Source organism: Nitrospirota bacterium (assembly GCA_040757595.1).
Classification (GTDB): Bacteria; Nitrospirota; Nitrospiria; order Nitrospirales; family Nitrospiraceae; genus JBFLWP01.
In genome coordinates, this window is sequence record JBFLWP010000006.1 from 1 (window position 1) to 19,038 (window position 19,038).

Sequence of the window (19,038 nt, forward strand, 5' to 3'; positions counted from 1 at the left end):
AGCAAGGATATGGGGGGGTTAGCGGGTGGGGGTGGCGGGGGTCGGGCTCGGGGATGGAACCGAGGGGCTGGCGGTTTTTCGGGAGCGGAGAATGTCCTCCAGGTTCAGGAGCGCCTCCCGGCCGGAATTGTGCTCGATCCCGCGGATCAGGTTGCCGTCGGCATAGGCGGGGGAGGGGCTGATCACGCCGCCCTTCCCGGTTTCGGCCTGGGACAGGGACCCGGACCAGGAACGGGGGTCCCGGCTCCCGTGCTTCTTCTGCCAGGCGGCCAGGCAGGCCTTGGCGATGAATTTGTTCAGCGGCGCGGGGTTGTAGAGGAGCTTTCTGATGCTCCAGGGGGTCAGCAGGAGCGGGTTGTAGCCGGCGGAAAGGTACCCCTCAGCCAGGAGCCGGGATTCCAGCTCCGTGTTCGGCTGGATGCCCAGGAAGAACATGAGCGGAAACACCCGCTCCTCCCCCAGGATCGAGGCGACGACCTTGTAGGACTCGACGCTCTGCAGCAGCGTGTCCTCGGTCTCCTTCGGGGAGTTGAGCGAGTAGTTCAGGATCACCTTGCCCCGGAAGCCGGCCTCGGCCAGGTACCGGCAGCCGTCGTAGAGCCGCTCCAGCTTGAAGCCCATGTGCAGATTGTTCAGGACGTCCTGGGAGCCGGACGTGATCGCCACCTCCAGGTCGCCGACGCCGGACCGCACCATGAGCTTCGCCAGGTCGGGGGTGATCAAGGAGGTGCGGATGTACCCGGACCATTGGAGCTCGAGCCCCTCCCGGACGATCCGCTCCAGGATCTCGGTGCACTGGGGGTAGGCTTCCCTGCCGGTGATGAACTGGGCGTCGGTGAACCAGAACCGCCGCGCCCCCCACTGGTGATAATGTTGCGCGATGTCCTTGACGACCATCTCGGGCGGCCGGTACCGGACCCGCTTGCCCTCGATGTAGGGATAGAGGCAGAAGGCGCAGTCGTAGGGACAGCCGCGCTTGGTCTGGACGCCGATGCTCTCGTCGAGGTACTCGCGGTATTGCGGGAAGATGGAGGTCAGGTAGGGGAGGTCCACGGTCAAGGCGTCCAGCAGCACGGGGGCCCGCTGCTCCCCCTTCGCCACGCGCCCGCCTTCGCGGACGATGTAACGTTCGCCCTCCAGCGCCCCCCCGTTCAGGACCTTCAGGATCGCGTCTTCCCCCTCGCCCAAAATCCCGACCGTTCCCTCGGGAAGCTTCTCGATGAGCTGGTCGGCGAAGGCGGTGAAGGCGCCGCCTCCGATCATGATCGCAGCCTTGGGGAACTCCCTGCGGATCAGCCAGGGGTAGGAGAGGGCCGTGCGGATGTCGTGGTAGTACCGGTAGAGCTGCGTCAGCCCCTGGACCGAGGCCGCGATCCGCTTGAGCGGGTTGCTCGCGTAGTAGAAGTTGAACGCATGTTCGAGCGAGGCGTCCCCTTCATGGGGCGAGAAGATCTGGATGTCCCGCCAGGAGAAACAGACGAGGTCCGGGGCGAAGGCCGAGGCGGCCTCCCGCAGCATCCGCGCCCGCTCCTGCTGAGGATAGAGCGACAGGTCCAGGATGCGCTGCCGGACCTCGGGTCGGCGCCGGTGGATGAAATCGGCCAGATAGGTCGTTCCGATCGGGTAGACCTTCTTGCAGGGGAGGAAGACGTAGAGAACCGAATTCATCATACGGAAATGGTCGGGGGGCAGCGGTTGGTGGTCAGGGCGAGCCGTGGCATTTTTCGTCTGTCGTCACCGACCCCTTACCCCTGACCATTGGTCACCACTCATTTTACTGCGACGTGGATGGCCACGATCCCGCCGCTCAGGTTTTCGTAGTCCACGTGTTGGAATCCGGCCTTGAGCAGCAGGGCCTTCAGCGCCTCCTGGTCCGGAAAAGCCCGGATGGAGGCAGGGAGGTACCGATAGACGCCGGTCCGGTCGTGCGCGACGAGGGTGCCGATCCAGGGGAGCAGGCGGAACGAGTACCAGTCGTAGAGCCCCCGCAGCCAGGCCCGGGCCGGATGGGAGAACTCCAGGCAGACGAACCGGCCTCCCGGCTTGAGCACCCGCAGGATCTCGGCGAACGCGGCGGGCAGGTCTCCCACGTTTCTGATGCAGAAGCCGGTGGTCACGGCGTCGAAGCTGGCTTCGCGGAATCCCAGCCGCTCCGCGTTGGCGCGCAGGCAGGTGACGCGGCCGGCGAGCCCCCGCCGGGCGACCTTGCGAAGCCCCTCGCGCAACATGGCCTGGTTCAGATCCGCGGCGACCACGCGGCCGGCCGCCCCCATCCGCTCATCGATCAGGATGGCCAGGTCCGCGGTGCCGGCGCCGATGTCCAAAACACAACGCGGCACATGACCCGTTGCATTCTCCAGAGCAACGGGTCCCCCGACCTCGCCGCTACGGACGCCGCAGGGGCTGGCAAGCGGCGCCATCACATGTTCGACCGCTCTGTGCTTCCACCCGTGGTGCAGGCCGAAACTCAGGAGCGAATTGTTCAGGTCGTAGAACCGGGCGATCGCGGTGAACATCCGCTGGACCGCCTGCTCCTTCCCCTTGCCCGACCAGTCGGGCACCGTGCCGGGGGGCGGCGCAACGTGCGCCTGCCGATCCACCGGCTTGTCCTCGAGCCGAAGCATTCGGTGAACGTAGACTCCGGCTCAACGCTTTGTCAAGCTGATGCCGCACGTGACGACGGGCAGCCGAGCCGTTCGCGAGGTCTCGTCGGATTGGGGAAACTGTTGCTTTCCTGTGGTGATCTACCTATGATGCGGCTGGGCTTTCCGGAAGGACATTCCATGCGCAGAGGGGCCAGAGCGTCGCGCGTTCTCAGAGGGGCCGCAGCCGTGTTCTCGGCCGCGCTGCTCGTCGGCTGCGCCGCCATCGCCGGCTATGATCCCACGTCGTACAAGACGGCCACCGACCTCAAGGCGGAAGCGTTGCTTCTTGTCGAAAAGGCCAAAGATCCGCCGTCACAGCACGCCGCCGCGATTGAGGGCCTGCGAATCAAGCTTCGCCAGGCGTTGGAATACGAAAGGGGCAAGGGGGAGCGAAACCGGCATTCCCGAGAATTGTGGGAACTGCTCGGCGATCCCAACGGCAACCTGCTGGGCGGGTTCCTGAAAAAATGGGAGACCGAGAACAAGGGGCAAAGCCCCGCCTTCCTGGAGGGCATGAGCAAGAACATCGCCGAGGCGTTCGACAAGATCATCGAGCTGGAGAGGCACAAGGTGAAGGACTGACCGTCTTAAGCGCGGGGTCATCCCATGTTCGACTTCGAGAAATTCTTTCAGGAAGTGAAGGCGGGCGCGGTGGAGATCGCCAAGCAAGAAGCGGCCGGCTTCGTCAAGGAAGCCACCAGCGATGGCACGGCCTTCCTGGACGCCGTGAAGGCCGATCTGCACGCCTGGGCCGAGCAGTACGCCGAGGGGAAACTCTCCAAAGAGGACTTTGAATTTCTGGTCAGGGGCAAGAAGGACCTCGCCAAGATGGAAGCGCTCACTCAAGCCGGCCTGGCCGCCATCCGGGTGGACCGTGTCCGCGTCGCGCTCATCGATCTGGTCATCACCGCGGCCGGCAAGCTCGTCTGATCCAGCGTAACCTTCAGCGAGGACCCATGAGCCAGCCGCGCGACTCCTCGAAACCTTCCGAACGCCGGAGCGAGCCCCGGCGCGAGCAGGACCGGCGTCTCGTCCAGCGGGACCGCGAGCTGGAGGCGGCGCGCCTGGTCTGCCAGGCCCTCTCCCAGCAGATTCACACCGACAAGCTGGTCGAGCAGTCCCTCCGGACCGCGCTCGAGGTCGTGGGCGCGGAGGCCGGCTCCGTGCTGCTGGCCGATCCCAAGTCCCGCCAGCTCGTGTTCCGGCACGTCGTGGGGGAGAAGGCGGCGATGCTCAGGGGCCTGGCCATCCCCTGGCACAAGGGCCTGGCCGGAGCCGTCTTCTCGTCGGGCGAGCCGGAAATCGTGGCGGACGCCAAGCAGGATCACCGGCACTACCCGGACATTGACCGGATGACCGGCTTCCACACCCGCGACATGATCGTGCTGCCCCTCAAGCAATGGGGGCGCGAGCCGATCGGCGTCCTGGAGGTCATGAACAAGCGGAAGGGGCGGCTGAACCAGGACGACGTGGCCCTGCTGACGATCGTCTCCGCCCTCTCGACCGCGGCGATCGAGCAGGCCCGTCTCTTCGAAGAGGCCAGGATGGCCGAAGTCGTCCACCGGCTGGGCGACATCGGGCACGACGTCAACAACCTGCTCGTGCCCGTGAGCCTGAGCGCCTCGGTCGTCAGGACCGAGCTCGACCATCTGTTCGCCCGGCTACCGGACTCGGACGCCAGCAGGGTCCGGGCCAGCTACCAGCTCTGCAAAGAGGCGCTCGGCACCCTGGAGGACACGGTCCGCCGCATCCGCGACCGCATGAAACAGGTGGCCGATTGCGTCAAGGGCTTGAAGACGCCCCCGCAGTTCGGGCCTTGCCGTCTGGCCGAGGTCGTGGACAGCGTCGTCAAGGTCCTGGGCTTCGTCGCCGGGGACAAGGGGATCACGCTGCACACCGACGGACTGGCCGACCTGCCGCCGATCCAGGGGGACGAGCAACGGCTCTACAGCGCCTTCTACAACCTCATCAACAACGCCATCCCGGAAGTGCCCAGGGGCGGCTCCATCACGGTCCGCGGGGAGCTGGACAAGGCCGGCAACGCGCTGCTCGTCTCCGTCAGCGACACGGGGCGGGGGATGCCCAAGGAGGTCCGGGACAGCCTCTTTTCCGACCAGACCATCAGCCGGAAGGCCGGCGGCACCGGGCTGGGCACCAGGATCGTCAAGGACGCCGTGGACGCCCACGGCGGCGCGATCACGGTGGAGAGCGCCGAGGGCGCCGGGACGACGTTCCAGATCCGGCTGCCGTTCCAGCCGCCGTCCGGGCCAGCCGGCCCGCGCGCCTGACCCTCTGTCACGCGGGCTGCATGGCATAATCCTGCCGCGATGAGCGGAACGATCGTCATTCGCGGCGCCCGCGAGCACGAATTCGTCACGACCTTCCTCGCGCGCTGGGGCGAGGCGGCGGAGCGGCCCTCGTCGCGCCGCCGGCGGTGACGGGATAGCCCGTGCCTCCCGATGTCGAAAGTACGCGACTCGCTTATGCTCGCCGCTGCTCAGTTGGGTGAGGAGCCATCCACTTTTTATTAGGGCTCTTCCGGAAATCGTGTGGGTTACCACTTCTTGTATTTTCCAGACCTTCGAAGGCTAACGAACGATTCCGAGCTTTGTAGACCTCAGCTAAGTTTGCTAGGGCAAAACAGCTTGCTCCCCCGTGTTTACAGGAAGGGTCGAAGCAGGCCTTTGCAAAAGCCGCATGAAATGAGCCCCCATTTTTCCGCTTTCTGCGCTTGAGAGGATGTGTACCCCTTTGAGACAGAAGAGTTCTGCAACCCACACAAAAGCCGGAAGGGCCATCAATTTGAGGCCATTCACCCGTTTCTCGACGGGAATGGGCGTATCGGTCGTCTGCTCATCACGCCGTTCCTGGTTGGGAGGAATATTCTTCCTACGCCGCTCCTCTATCTCTGAGTGCGCACTTCGAGGCCTCGCGATCTGAATACTATGCGCGTTTGCGAGGAGTGAGCGAGCAGGGGGACTGGGTTGGCTGGCTTCAATACTTCCTGACGGGCGTAGCCGTACAGGCGGCCGATGCTCTACAGCGGGCTGAACGGATCAACACCCTGCTCGTTTCGTGGAGAAAGACTGTGTCGGGTGCAAGTTCCAAGGTCCCTCTTCGATTGATCGATGCCTTGGCCACCAATCCGTTCATAACGATCAAGGGCGCCGCGAAGCGATTGAAGGTTGCATTTACGACAGCACAGCGGGCCATAGAGAAGCTGGAAGAGGAAAAGATTCTGAAACAAGTTACCGATGCGATGCGTGAGCGGGTGTACTGCACAAAGACGCTGCTGGAAATCCTTGAGCAGCCCGCGTGGCCGGCCCCTTCTTCCCCGGGTTAGCTTCCCTCCCCATGCCTCTACCGGCTGTGTTGCCTTCACCTTCGCTGGAACAACGCATGATATAATCCCGCCGCACGAAGGACTTCGCCAGGAGACGCGTTGATGTCCGGCTCCATCGTCATCAAGGGCGCCCGCGAACACAACCTCAAGAACCTGGACGTCGAGATCCCGCGCGACAAGCTGGTGGTCATCACCGGCCTGAGCGGGTCCGGCAAGTCCTCCCTGGCCTTCGACACGATCTACGCCGAGGGGCAGCGCCGCTACGTCGAGTCCCTCTCCGCCTACGCCCGCCAGTTCCTGGAGCAGATGGGGAAGCCGGACGTGGATTCGATCGAGGGGCTCTCCCCGGCCATCTCGATCGAGCAGAAGAGCACCAGCCACAATCCCCGCTCCACGGTCGGCACGGTCACGGAAGTCTACGACTACCTCCGGCTGCTCTTCGCCCGCATCGGCCGGCCCTTCTGCTTCAACTGCGGCGAGGAGATCACGGCGCAGACCGTCCAGCAGATGGTGGACGCGGTCCGCACCCTGCCCGAGGGGACCAAGTTCCAGATCCTGGCCCCCATCGTACGGGGCCGGAAGGGAGAGTACCGGAAGGAGTTGCTCGACATGCGGCGGGCCGGCTACGTGCGGGCGCGGATCGACGGCCGCCTCGTGGACCTGGGCGAGGACGTCCCGCTCGACAAGCAGAAGAAGCACACGATCGAAGTGGTCGTGGACCGGCTCGTCATGAAGGAGGGGGAGGCGCTGGCCCGGCGGCTGGCCGATTCCGTGGAAACCTCGCTCAAGCTGGCGGACGGGCTGGTCGGCGTCCTGACCGAGGACGGGCAGACCAGGCTCTACAGCGAGAAGCTGGCCTGCATCCGCTGCGGCGTGAGCTATCCGGAGATCACCCCGCGGGTCTTCTCCTTCAACAGCCCCCACGGGGCCTGCCCGGCCTGCGACGGGATCGGCTACGCCCTGGCGCCGGGCTGTCCCGCGGAAGAGGAAGACTTCACGCTGCTGGACGTCTGCCCGGTCTGCAAAGGCGCGCGGCTCAGGCCGGAGAGCCTCTCGGTCAAGATCAGCCGGCAGTCCATCGCCGAGGTCACCAAGCTCTCGGTCCTGGCCGCGGCCGACTTCTTCGGCTCGTTGAAGCTCAGCGAGCGGGAGCAGTTCATCGCCCAGCGGATCCTGAAGGAGATCCGCGAGCGGCTGGGCTTCCTGGTCAACGTGGGCCTGGACTACCTGACCCTGGATCGGCCGGCCGCCACCCTCTCCGGCGGCGAGGGGCAGCGCATCCGCCTGGCGACGCAGATCGGCTCCGGCCTCGTCGGCGTGCTCTACATCCTCGACGAGCCCTCGATCGGCCTCCACCAGCGGGACAACCGGCGGCTCCTCCAGACGCTCATCCGGTTGCGCGACATGGGCAATACGGTGGTGGTGGTCGAGCACGACGCCGAGACCATGCTGGCGGCGGATCACATCCTGGATTTGGGGCCCGGCGCCGGGGCGCACGGGGGGCGGATCATCGCCCAGGGCACGCCGGCGGAGGTCATGGCGGCCCCGGCCTCGCTCACCGGCCAGTATCTGCGGGGGGAGCTGACGGTCGCGCTCCCCAAGCGGGACCGCAAGCCCAAGGGGACCCTCAGCGTCGTCGGCGCGAGGAAACACAACCTCAAGGGCATCACGGTCCGCGTGCCGCTGGGCCTGTTGACCTGCGTGACCGGCGTGTCCGGCTCCGGCAAGAGCACGCTGGTGCTGGAGGTGCTGTTCCACTCGCTCTCGCAGCTCCTGTACCACAAGAAGCCCAGGATCGACGGGTGCAAGGAGCTGGCCGGCGTCGAGGCGCTGGACAAAGTCATTGACATTGACCAGTCCCCGATCGGCCGGACCCCTCGGTCCAATCCCGCGACTTACACCGGCCTCTTCACGTTCATCCGCGACCTCTTCACCAAGCTGCCTGAGTCGCGGGTGCGCGGCTACAAGCCGGGCCGCTACAGCTTCAACGTCAAGGGCGGGCGCTGCGAGGCCTGCCAGGGCGACGGCCTCATCAAGATCGAGATGCACTTCCTGCCCGACATCTACGTGACCTGCGAAGTCTGCAAGGGCCAGCGCTACAACCGGGAGACGTTGGAGATCCAGTACAAGGGGCGGAGCATCGCGGACGTGCTGAACATGACCGTGGACGAGGCCCTGGAGTTCTTCGACGCGATTCCCTTCATCAAGGCCAAGCTCCAGACCCTGCACGACGTGGGGCTGCACTACATCAAGCTGGGCCAGTCGGCCACGACGCTCTCCGGCGGGGAGGCGCAGCGGGTGAAGCTCTCGCGGGAGCTCTCGAAGCGCGCGACCGGCCGGACCCTCTACATCCTGGACGAGCCGACCACCGGGCTGCACTTCGCCGACATCCAGCGGCTGCTGGACGTCCTGAACCGGCTGGTCGAGGCGGGCAACACGGTCCTCGTCATCGAGCACAACCTGGACGTGATCCGGAACGCCGACTGGCTGATTGACCTGGGGCCGGAGGGAGGGGACCGGGGCGGGCAGGTGGTGGCCGAGGGGCGGCCGAGGGACGTGGCGCGCGTCGCCAAGTCCTACACGGGCCAGGTGCTGAAGGAAGCGGGCGTCGGGTGACGACGGGATGGCTGGTGAGGCCGTCGGCACGATGGGTTGCTGTGGGACGGCTTTTGACACCGTACCGTTGGCCTCGCGCCTTTAGCCGATTAGCAGAACGGCGCTCGGCACCCGGTCGGGCTCGTGTGCAGGCCGTTCCCGCCATACCGCTGCCTCGCCACGCATCCCGTCCACCTGCGATCTCAGAAAAAAAGATGGAATCGGCTGACGGCGCCGATGGCCCTCAGCCGCAGTTCTCGCTCGTTCAGGGGCAGTGGTGATCGAACGTCCGATGCTCGCGAACCCTTATGACAGGCCTCCAACTCTCTGGCCGGGAAAAGGTTGCGACCCGTTCATAAAAACCTGCCCTTGGATACCCCCCAGCTTGCTGGGGGGAGGAAAAGGGCGAGCCCGCAGAGCGGGCTCTGCATGGTATCCTGCCCGGCATGGGGCTTCGCCGGGCACGCGGTGCGGTTTACGATCTCAAGTATCATCTGGTCTGGGTGCCCAAGTATCGGCGGATGGTGCTGCGCGGGCGGCTGGCGCAGCGGCTGCAGGAGATCTTCGTTGGGATTGCCGCCCGGTATGAGTTCGAGATTGACACGCAAGAGATCATGGACGATCACGTGCATCTGTTTCTGTCGGCCCCGCCTCGGTATGCCCCAGCCGAGGTGGTGCAGATTCTCAGGAGTATCTCGGCCCGGAAGGTGTTTGAGGAGTTTCCGGACGTGAAGCGAGCGCTGTGGGGCGGCGAGTTGTGGAATGACGGGTATTTTGTCCGCAGTGTGGGGGACAAGGTGACGGCTGAGGTGATTCGGAACTACATGAAGCATCAACGTGATCCTGAGCAGTTAGGCTTGGATTTATAGTCTTGAATGCCCCCCAGCTTGCTGGGGGGTTCTTTACTCCTTTGTGAGGGCGCCGATGGCCCTCAACCGCCCTATTCAGGACATTCTGAAACGGCGACGCTCGGAAATGATCTCCATTCCACCAGGCAGTAAGTATGCGGCGCTTGCTCTTCCGATCCGCCATCTTCGACAGCGGATGTCAGACTCAGTGTCGCTTGGGAGTGAGCTCTATGCCACGAGAACCCTGCCATTTCCTCTTCCCGATCATTGGAAGGAATGGCTGGGAACGATCCAGGCGGAGGCACTGAAAAGCGCTAATTTCTTTCTCTTGACCCACGCCGCGTCGAAGAATCCAGAGGTCCTCGATCAAGAGAATAAAGACCTCATCGAGAAGATTCACCAGCTCTATTTCGGATTCCTCATAGCCGGTCCTTACGTGGGCCATGACGACGGCCTGCTTATGACAGGAACCAGGCAGGAATCTGAGGTGGATGTTCGGCAAATCCAACACTATGATCCCGTTTTTGTCTCACCCGGATGTCATGGCGCTCACCTGGATGACGTGATGCTTCACGAAGCCAGGCGAATCGCCGATGGCGTGGCTCCATTGGAGGGCGCTGGAGAATACAGTCGTATGTGGCGGATTACACGTGCGTTCTGCGCGGCTGTCCGTGCTCACGAGTTAGGAGTCAGGCTGCATCAATTTGTCCGCTCCATCGAGGGCTTCGTCCTTCCAGATATTGGTCAGACCAAGCGGCAGATGCGGGCCCGAACGCGACTATTTCTCGGTTCTGGGCACGAAGCCCTGGTTGACTCGCTGTTCGATATCCGTAGTGCAGTCGAGCACCTCCACGAGCCCCTCGGGGCAGTCTCAGGCATTAACGATACTGACAAAGAGCTCAAGCTGGCTGAGTTGTGTTACAAGAGTGAAGCCATAGCGAGGTACTGCCTCTGCAGGCTGTTCACAAACCGTGAGCTTTGGTGCCATTTCAAGGACGACGCGTCTCTTAAAACATTCTGGTCACTCGACTCGGACGCGAGACAAAAGATATGGGACGCCCCACTAGATACCGCCAAGGCGTTCAGCCATTTCAAGCGAAACAGTGCTGCTCTTTCGCTCAAGATGAGATGAAGTAGGTCGGAGTTGTTTTGACGTGACACATAATAGTCGAGGCCCAGGAATTAGAGGGACGCTTGCATCGTCTGCCAAACAGTTCTAGCCATGGGCCATAAGCCATCAGCTATTAGCTCTTTGCTATTCCCCATACGCCATTCGCTCTCGGTGCCGTGGTCCGGGCCCCTCGATTCACCACCGGCACGCCGATGCTTCCCCGTCGTCTTGAACCGCACGGAAAGCCATGAGCTTCCGCTCCCAGAACGTGAGCGGGCGCATGAGGTCGGGATTGCGTGTGGCGTCTGCGGTGGTGTGCCACGCTCCATTGCGCTCGTACGCGATCGCGATGTTCCTAAACCCGATGTCTCTCCACAGTTGAAGGGTCCTTTGCACCTCCATGAACGGGACCCGGGCACCCGGAACCTCGGCAAGCCAGCGTGAGTTGCGGCGCACCCATCGCTCGCCCCCGGCCAGCCGCACCCACAAGGGCCACCGCTCGGGGGGAACCCGGTCGACGAACTCGACCCGAGCCAGATCGCCCTGATAGCCCGCGAGGAAGAACTGTCCAGCCGGAATCAGCACGTGATTCGTCTGACCGGCCTCGGTGCGCAGGTTGCTAAACATGGAGTAGTTCGCCACAGTCTTCAGCCCGAGATAAGGAGTGGCGCCGTTCACCAGAGCGATCAGCGGGATCAGCCATGCCAGCCCTCCGCCGGTCCATCCGCGGACGGCGACCATCGGCTCGCCCTTGGAGAAAATCGGGAACAGGATCGGCCAGATCATCAGGGTCCAGAGAGCGCAGATCACGCTGTCGGCCCGAAGGCTCCAATCGGGCCGCGCGAGGATGACCGAGCTCCCGCGCATCCCTTGAAAGTAAAAGCTCGTTGCGGATAGCGCGACGAGACACGTGATGAAGCACGTCCTCGCCCATTCCGGGGTCCCGGAGATGTTCTTCTGGATGCCCTCCCATGGGAAGAAGAACAGATAGAGAGCAAACGCCACGGTCGAGAAGTCGAAGAACTGGGCCCACCCGAGGCCCGTGTGGAAGAGCAGCCCGATGATGGCGCCGATATGGGAGAACCGCGGCCACAACAGGAAGACCAGAATGGCGGTCTCGACGATCAAGGTTAGAGGGATGTTGAAGGCGAAGGCCGAAACGTTCTCGGGCCGCTCGGGAAAGCCGTGAAGTTCGAACATCTTGGCCAACTGACCCGTGGCGCAACTGACTGCAGGATCGAAAAACGAGCTGTTCAGCTTGTGGAAGACGGCGAAGAAATAGAGGACGGCGACCGTGGCGCGCAGGGGCCCCCGAACGTTTTCCCAGAGCCGCCGCCTTCGTGAGCCTGCGTCATCGGTCCGGAGCGCTTGCCCACATCCGATCAGGAGGCAGGTGTCCACCAAGAGGGCCAGGACCGAGTGGTTGGCCGCGGCCGGAAGATCGAGAGAGAGAAGGGCCGCGTGCGCCAGGGAGAAGGTCGCGATAGCCCAGATTCGCTCAGGGTACAGGAAGAGCAGGATCGCGAAGGGATAGAGCGGAAGGCCGGCCAGGGGCTGCCCCTCCAGATGGTGAAGGACGGCCGCCAGGGCCCAGATCACGGAGAACAACCCGAGAGGAGTCTCGACACGCAACGCTGGGTCGTCCTCCCTTCAGCAACGCATCGTGCCGAACCCTGCGGCTGGCACCCTTGGTGCTCGCCCTTTACACGTTCGCGCAGCTTCGGAGGAGCAATAAAGCACCTGCCGCGACGGGCGTCAAGCCCGTCGCGTGGCCAAGGTGGAAGGTCGCATAGGGGCCAGGTGCTGAAGGAAGCAGGCGTCGGGTGACGACGGGCGGGCGCGTCGGGTAGTGCGCCTGATGCGGTGATGCCAGGTGGCCGATGGCATCGTATCGTTGGCCTCGCGCCTCTAGCGGATTAGCAGAACGGCACTCGACACCTTGTTCGGCTACTGGCGGGCAGCTTGCGCCAGGCCGCCAGCCTCAGCGCCCATCCCGCCCACCCGCGCATCTCTGAAAAATATGGAAGCGGCTGAGGGCGCTCATGGCCCTCAGCCACTTTATTCAGAACATTGACAGGTCCTCAACAACTGAAGAGAATCGATCCAAATCGATGGAAGACTTAACGGCTTCACTGCCGATCCCAAACACCTTGGCTACGCGAGTCGGATTAATACCCGTGAGGTGTGGACCAGTTCGTTTTGCTATTGGATCACCGAAGGGGGTTACTTCTAACTCTTGGCGCGTGTGGACGAATAAGCACGGCGATGTCTGTATCGCTTGTCGCGACGCTTTCAGGGAAGCGAAAGTGAGCCTCCATCCATCAGGACGCTGGCGGATGGCGTTCACCGCTGAAGCAGTGGCGAAGAACAGCAACCTGCTCCCTAGCGATCACGACAGAGCTTGGGAAGTCTGGGACCAACCACCAGCTTTCTTGCCAAACACTGTCATCGCTTTTCGGCTTGTGTTCCCTACTTCAGAACTTTCAATCCGGCCGGAGCAACGAAGACCAAGCGAATGGACGAACGTGATCCACATTGAAGCAGCGCCCCCAGGGAAGGTGACGGTTTTGACTCTTTTTGTGACCGCTGGTGACGTGGTACCGACCCGCGAGTCTGAGCCAAGCTTCTGTCTGGCGTCGCTGGACATAGGCGGTGGTCGCTGCGCACAGCTCGTAGCTCATGGTGACCCGGAGGGAGACTTGCAACACCTTATAGAGTGCAGTGTCGCCGAGGCTCGCAGGCAGGCAGAATCCGCAGGAGTTCAGCTTCCAGATGAAGCTTACGGATATTTCTTTGGCAGGCGGGACGATGGCTCTCGCTTCCTCGTTAGTGCTCGTATGAGCCGGGGCGTATAAGGGTTCCTGGACCTGCTTCTTGCCCCGTGCGTCGTTAGGAGCGTAGGTGAACTGGAGTATAATGCGACCCTGAATCCCCTGGAGGGGAGGCATCCGATGGCGATCAGGAATCCCGCGGTTCAGAGCAATCCCGAGGTCATGGGCGGCACCCCTGTGTTTGTGGGAACGCGCGTGCCTTTCCAGACGCTGCTCGATTACATCGAGGCGGGAGATACTCTCGACGAGTTCCTCGATGACTTCCCGACCGTCACCCGCGAACAGGCCATTACCGCTCTAGAGCAGGCAAAGGAGGCGCTGCTCGCTGATGCGCGTTCTGCTCGATGAGTGCGTGCCTCGAAAGCTGAAAAAGAATCTGGAAAGACGCGATGTCCACACCGTTCCTGAGATGGGCTGGGCGGGAAAAAAGAACGGGGAACTCTTGCGGCTGGCGGCTGAGAGATTCGACGTGCTTCTGACGGTCGACCGAAGTCTCATCTATCAGCATGATCTACCCAGTGTTTCGATCACCGTTATTTCTCTTGACGCTCGGAGCAACCGGCTGGCTGACTTACTGCCGCTCATGCCGCAGGTTCGCTCTCGGCTCCTTCACATTCAGCCCGGCCAGATGATTCGCGTGGGTTCCTAGCGATCGGCTTCAGCCGACGCTGCGCCCACGTGGGGCAACCTTCTCTTACCCCTCCTGGCAAGGGGCGATCGAGGAGAGGAACGGGTGGCTATCGGCCACAGCTCTATGTTCTGTGCCATACGCCATCAGTCATAGGCTCTTCTAGAGGCGCTTAGCATGCAAGACTTCGAAAAGCTCGGCGTGTTCTATCTGGGGCGGCCGTACGACCTGGCGAAGAAGAAGCCCAGGACCGGCTGGCTGCTCTACGAATCCAAGGACCTGGTCACCCACGCGGTCTGCGTCGGGATGACCGGCAGCGGGAAGACCGGCCTCTGCCTGGCGCTGCTGGAGGAGGCGGCGATTGACGGCATCCCGGCCCTGGTGATTGACCCCAAGGGAGACCTGGGCAACCTGCTCCTGACCTTCCCGCAGTTGCGGGGCGAGGACTTCGCGCCTTGGATCAACGAGGACGATGCGCGCAAGAAGGGGCTCTCCCCGGCCGACTATGCGGCGCAGCAAGCGGAGCTGTGGAAGAAGGGACTGGCCTCCTGGGGCCAGGACGGGGAGCGGGTCCAGCGGCTGAAGGAGGCCGCCGACTTCGCGATCTACACGCCAGGGAGCACGGCCGGCCTGCCGGTTTCCATCCTCAAGTCGTTTGCCGCTCCCGCCCAGGCCGTCCGGGACGATCTGGAGTTGCTCCGCGAGCGGATCAACACGGCCGTGACCGGCCTCCTGGGGCAGCTGGGGATCGAGGCCGATCCGATCCAGAGCCGGGAGCACATCCTGCTCGCGACCATCCTCGAAACGGCCTGGAGGCAGGGGGCCGATCTGGACCTGGGCGGGCTGATCCGGCAGATCCAGGCCCCGCCCTTCGCCAAGGTCGGGGTTCTGGCCCTGGAGTCCTTCTACCCGGCGAAAGAACGGTTCGGCCTGGCCATGAAGCTGAACAACCTTCTGGCCTCGCCCGGCTTCTCGTCCTGGATGAAAGGGGTGCCGCTGGACGCGGATCGGCTCCTCTACACGCCGGAGGGGAAGCCCCGCATCGCCATCGTCTCGATCGCGCATCTGACCGACGCCGAGCGGATGTTCGTCGTCTCCCTGCTGCTGAACGAGGTGGTCGGCTGGATGCGCCGACAGTCCGGCACGACCAGCCTGCGGGCGGTCGTCTACATGGATGAGATCTTCGGCTACTTCCCGCCCGTCGCCAACCCGCCGTCCAAGGCTCCGTTGCTGACGCTGCTCAAACAGGCCCGGGCCTTTGGGGTCGGGGTGGTCCTGGCCACCCAGAATCCGGTGGACCTGGACTACAAGGGGCTGGCTAATACTGGCACTTGGTTCATCGGACGGCTCCAGACGGAGCGGGACAAGGCCCGGGTGCTGGAAGGACTGGAAGGAGTCGCGGCCACAACGGGCAAGAGGTTCGATCGGCAGAGGATGGAGCAGCTTCTGGCCGGACTGGGCAATCGGATTTTCCTCCTGAACAACGTGCACGACGACGCGCTGGAGGTGTTCGAAACGCGCTGGACCCTCTCCTACCTCCGCGGTCCGCTGACGCGGAATCAGATCAAGGCGCTCATGGAGCCGCGTAAGACGTTAGACGTGAGACGTGAGACGGTAGAAGGAGTTCGGAAAGAAGATCTCGCCCAACCGACCGGCGCACCTCTGTCGCCTGACGTTTCACCTTTCACGTCTTCACGTCCGATCCTGCCGCCCGGCGTTCCCCAGTACTTCGTGCCGGTCCGGGGCGTGCGGCCGAAGGGCGGCCCCCTGGTCTATCAACCGATGGCGCTCGGCTCCGGAACGGTGCGCTTCGTGGACGCCAAGAGCAGGGTGGAGGTGACGCGCGAGCTGGTCTTCCTGGCCCCCGTCACCGATCGTCCGATTCCGGTGGATTGGGAGGAAGCGACGGAGGCCGAGGTAACCATCGCCGACCTGGAGTCGTCACCCCAGGAGCCATGCCGGTATGGGGACTTGCCGTCTTCGGCGGGCAAGCCCAAGAGCTACGAAGCCTGGGGGAAGGACTTCGCTGGCTGGCTCTACCGAACCCAGGCAATGGAACTGTTCCGCAGCCCCGGCCTGAACCAGGTGTCCGCCCCAGGCGAATCGGAGCGGGACTTCCGGATCAGGCTCCAGCAACTGGCGCACGAGCAGCGGGACCTGCAAACCGAGCGGCTGCGGGCGAAGTACGCGGTCCGATTCACCGCGCTCCAGGAGCGGATCCGGCGCGCCGATCAGGCCAAGGAGCGGGAGGCGGAGCAGGCCAAGCAGCAGCACCTGCAGACCGCGATTTCCTTCGGCGCGACGCTGCTCGGGGCGTTTCTGGGGAGAAAGACGGTCAGCGCGACGACCCTGGGCAAGGCCGCGACCGCCGCCCGCGGCGTGGGCCGCTCGATCAAGGAGGCGAAGGACGTGGCCCGGGCGGAGGAGAACGTCGAAGCGCTCCGGAAGCAACTGGCCGATCTGGAGGCACAGTTCCAGGTTGAGGCTGACGCGCTCGCCGCGACCTTCGATCCGCTCAAGGAGGAGCTGGAAACCGTGACGATCCGGCCCACGAAGGCCAACGTTTCCGTGAAGCTGCTCGCGCTGGCCTGGGTGCCTACCGTAGAAGACGTGAGACGTAAGACGTGAGACCGTGCTTATTCCGGCCAGTAGCTCAGGGTGACCAGGGCCTCGTAGCCGCCCACCGAGAGCGTGGTGTTGTTGCCGTACCTGGCGCTGTCGTAGGTGACGTTGTTGGTGAGCGCGTAGGTGAAGTTGCCGTCCAGCCGCAAGGTCTTGGCCAGGTGGTACCAGGCGCCGCCCGCGAAGTGGTGCACGGTGATGTTGGCCGAGGTCGGGTCGAGGGTGCTCTTCGGGACCGGGTTGTTCCCGAAGTTGTAGCCGGCGTGCACGTTCAACCGATCGGTCACGTCGTAGGAGGCTCCGATCGCGGTCACGTACTGGTCCCGCCACTGGTACTGCAGGACGATCTGGTCGGTGGGCATGGCGGCGTTGTTGCCGTTCTTGAGGTTGATCACCACGTTGTTCAGCGCGGCGTCCCAGTTGATCCATTGGAACTTGAACGAAAGGAGCAGGTCCTTGTTCGGCCGGAGGGCGACCCCGGCGGACAGGTCGGCCGGCCACTTGAACCCGTTCACGTCCGCGTCGTAGGTCACCTTGCCGATCCCTACCTGGTTGCGGGTGATCTGTCCCCGGCTGAACGGCAGCGGCGCCGCCATCGTGTAGGCGAGGCCCAGCGTCACCATCTCGTTCATCTGATACATCGCCCCGAATTTCGGGGTGAGCGCGAAGGCGTAGGCACAGGAGCCTGGCGGGGCCACGCCGTTCATCCGGTCGCATTTGCCGGTGGTCTCGAATCCGGTCGGCGTGTTGGGCAGGACCGCCAGGGACACGTCCGAATAGGAGATGGCCAGGGCGACTCCCAGCGAGAGCTTGTCCGTCACCTGGTAGGCGATGCTGGGGGTCAGCTTGTAGTGGCGGATCTGGCTGGAGGTCTTGTCGGTCGTGCCGAGCGCGGTCCGCACGTCCCGGAAATCGGAGGCGGTCCCGCCCACGGTGAAGAAGCCGATTCCCACCGTCACCGGGGTGTCGGCGATGTGCCGGATGTACCCGGCGTTCGGGATGATGAGCGGATCGTTCTCGCCCTCGCGGTTGGTCGAGCTGTTCCTGAGCCGCAACTGCGGCTGGAGCATGGTCACGGAGAGGCCGGCGTGCTGGGTCTTGACCTGGGTCATCCCGGCCGGGTTCGTGTTCATGGCCGAGAAATCCGTGGCCACGGCGGTGTCGGCACCGGCCAGGTCGGAGGAGATGCCCCCGGAGCCGATCAGGTTGAGGCCGTTCGTGGCCCGGGCCGGCGCGGACGTGAGGAGCGTCACCAGCACCGCGATCAGAATGGCCGGGCCCCAGCCGGAAGCGGGGCCGGCCAGCCGATCCCGCCTGGGGCGAGCCGGCTCCCGTGCGCGGAGGCGAGGGGCTGATTGACGCGCTGCCACGTAGACTCCTCCAACCCTCTCCCTGCGAGGGTTCTCTCCTGGCAGGATGTTGAAAGAGTCCGCCAGCTCTGTTCTCGCGGCGCTCAGAGGCTCAACGTACCGAAAAGAGTACGCCTCGCCTCCTCGCTGGCTGCGGCCGCGCTGGACGACCTTTTTGAACATCCTGTGGTGTCCTCTGATTGCGTCCGCGATCTCGCGCCGTGCTGTGTGCGGAGGTAGCAAATGGTTTTTCAACAGCCTCCTAGGGGAAATCCATATCTCACGCCGACCGAAATTTGTCAATTCATACGGCGGATCGGCGAGACGTTGATCCGCCGCCAGTCGGCTTGCGTCAGTGCCGCTTCTCCTTCTGCATCAGCTTGTCCGTGGTAGCCAGCAGAATCGCCGACCCGAGGAACGTCAGGTGGATCAGGATCTGCCACTTGACGTGCTCCTGGCTGACGTTGGCGATGTTGACGAAGGCTTTGAGCAGGTGGATGCTGGAGATTCCGATCAACGAGGCCGCCAGCTTGACCTTGATCGTGCCGGGATCCACGTGGCTCAGCCAGTCGGGCCGGTCCCGGTGTCCCTCCAGGTCCAGCTTGCTCACGAACGTCGCGTAGCCGCCGATCACGACCATCGTCAACAGGTTGGCCACCATCGTGATGTCCACCAGCGACAGCACGCCGAGCATGAAGATCGTCTCAGGCAGCTCTCGAATCTCGGCGACCATGTGCCACAGTTCGGTGATGAACTTGTACGCGTACAGCAGCTCCGCCACGATCAGACCGCCGTACAGCGGCGCCTGGATCCACCGGCTGGCGAAAACGACGATTTCGAAGCCGTGCTCGATCCGGCTGACACCGCCTCCGGAGCCAGGCACGGCGGCTGGGACATGGGACGGCTGGGCGACGTTCGACATAGGACCTCCTTCTGGTTGTGGACTGTTGTGCCTGCTTGGGCGTCGTGGCGTCGAGCGAGGCCGACCGGACGCCTTGATCCACCGATGTTGCGAGGGGGGACGTGGCGGGAAGGCGATGAGGCGGCCTGGGGCGGGAGGAGAGGC

The 19,038-nt window shown here is 63.8% G+C and carries 16 protein-coding genes; 11 read left to right on the plus strand and 5 right to left on the minus strand.

The genetic code is table 11. The features are described from left to right. Positions 1–18: 18 nt before the first annotated feature. Together AB1411_07185 and AB1411_07190 are read right to left on the minus strand one after the other, a co-directional pair. On the minus strand, positions 19–1,668 hold the full coding sequence (locus AB1411_07185) for a radical SAM protein (protein ID MEW6543377.1): 1,650 nt from the start codon (positions 1,666–1,668) through the stop codon (positions 19–21). Positions 1,669–1,769: 101 nt separating this feature from the next. Beyond that, the gene (locus AB1411_07190; protein MEW6543378.1) at positions 1,770–2,624 is read right to left on the minus strand and encodes a class I SAM-dependent methyltransferase; all 855 of its coding nucleotides are present in this window, start codon (positions 2,622–2,624) and stop codon (positions 1,770–1,772) included. Between AB1411_07190 and AB1411_07195 the strand changes: the two genes are divergently transcribed. From AB1411_07195 to AB1411_07230, 8 genes are all read left to right on the plus strand, one after another. After that, on the plus strand, positions 2,583–3,227 hold the full coding sequence (locus AB1411_07195; protein ID MEW6543379.1) for a hypothetical protein: 645 nt from the start codon (positions 2,583–2,585) through the stop codon (positions 3,225–3,227). The genes AB1411_07190 and AB1411_07195 overlap by 42 nt on opposite strands. A gap of 24 nt (positions 3,228–3,251) precedes the next feature. Further along, positions 3,252–3,575, plus strand: a complete 324-nt coding sequence (locus tag AB1411_07200; GenBank protein ID MEW6543380.1) for a hypothetical protein — start codon at positions 3,252–3,254, stop codon at positions 3,573–3,575. A 26-nt stretch (positions 3,576–3,601) separates the two neighbouring features. After that, positions 3,602–4,933: a GAF domain-containing sensor histidine kinase gene (locus tag AB1411_07205; GenBank protein ID MEW6543381.1), complete on the plus strand. Its 1,332-nt coding sequence runs from the start codon at positions 3,602–3,604 to the stop codon at positions 4,931–4,933. 453 nt (positions 4,934–5,386) lie between these two features. After that, positions 5,387–5,557, plus strand: coding sequence for a Fic family protein (locus AB1411_07210; protein MEW6543382.1), 171 nt, complete (start codon positions 5,387–5,389; stop codon positions 5,555–5,557). A 50-nt stretch (positions 5,558–5,607) separates the two neighbouring features. Next, entirely contained in the window at positions 5,608–5,988 is a 381-nt protein-coding gene (locus tag AB1411_07215; GenBank protein ID MEW6543383.1) for a hypothetical protein, read from the plus strand. A 102-nt stretch (positions 5,989–6,090) separates the two neighbouring features. Continuing rightward, on the plus strand, positions 6,091–8,604 hold the full coding sequence (gene uvrA, locus AB1411_07220) for an excinuclease ABC subunit UvrA (protein MEW6543384.1): 2,514 nt from the start codon (positions 6,091–6,093) through the stop codon (positions 8,602–8,604). 425 nt (positions 8,605–9,029) lie between these two features. Then, entirely contained in the window at positions 9,030–9,452 is a 423-nt protein-coding gene (tnpA, locus tag AB1411_07225; GenBank protein MEW6543385.1) for an IS200/IS605 family transposase, read from the plus strand. 55 nt (positions 9,453–9,507) lie between these two features. Continuing rightward, the gene (locus AB1411_07230) at positions 9,508–10,563 is read left to right on the plus strand and encodes a hypothetical protein (protein ID MEW6543386.1); all 1,056 of its coding nucleotides are present in this window, start codon (positions 9,508–9,510) and stop codon (positions 10,561–10,563) included. A gap of 174 nt (positions 10,564–10,737) precedes the next feature. Here AB1411_07230 and AB1411_07235 read toward each other — a convergent pair whose 3' ends face one another. After that, positions 10,738–12,174, minus strand: a complete 1,437-nt coding sequence (locus tag AB1411_07235) for a hypothetical protein (protein MEW6543387.1) — start codon at positions 12,172–12,174, stop codon at positions 10,738–10,740. Between the two features lie 1,319 nt (positions 12,175–13,493). Between AB1411_07235 and AB1411_07240 the strand changes: the two genes are divergently transcribed. The 3 genes from AB1411_07240 to AB1411_07250 all read left to right on the plus strand — a co-directional run bounded on the left by AB1411_07240 (position 13,494) and on the right by AB1411_07250 (position 16,629). Next, on the plus strand, positions 13,494–13,721 hold the full coding sequence (locus AB1411_07240) for a DUF433 domain-containing protein (GenBank protein ID MEW6543388.1): 228 nt from the start codon (positions 13,494–13,496) through the stop codon (positions 13,719–13,721). After that, entirely contained in the window at positions 13,702–14,022 is a 321-nt protein-coding gene (locus tag AB1411_07245; GenBank protein MEW6543389.1) for a DUF5615 family PIN-like protein, read from the plus strand. The genes AB1411_07240 and AB1411_07245 overlap by 20 nt, the downstream gene beginning before the upstream one ends. A gap of 156 nt (positions 14,023–14,178) precedes the next feature. Beyond that, on the plus strand, positions 14,179–16,629 hold the full coding sequence (locus AB1411_07250) for an ATP-binding protein (GenBank protein MEW6543390.1): 2,451 nt from the start codon (positions 14,179–14,181) through the stop codon (positions 16,627–16,629). Between the two features lie 8 nt (positions 16,630–16,637). Here the strand turns inward: AB1411_07250 and AB1411_07255 are convergent, their stop codons facing one another. Both AB1411_07255 and AB1411_07260 read right to left on the minus strand, forming a co-directional pair. Continuing rightward, a complete protein-coding gene (locus AB1411_07255; GenBank protein MEW6543391.1) occupies positions 16,638–17,993 on the minus strand; it encodes an outer membrane protein transport protein in 1,356 nt (451 codons plus the stop codon). Positions 17,994–18,324: 331 nt separating this feature from the next. After that, positions 18,325–18,894 (minus strand): TIGR00645 family protein, encoded by a 570-nt coding sequence (locus AB1411_07260; GenBank protein ID MEW6543392.1) that lies wholly within the window; start codon positions 18,892–18,894, stop codon positions 18,325–18,327. Positions 18,895–19,038: the final 144 nt, after the last annotated feature.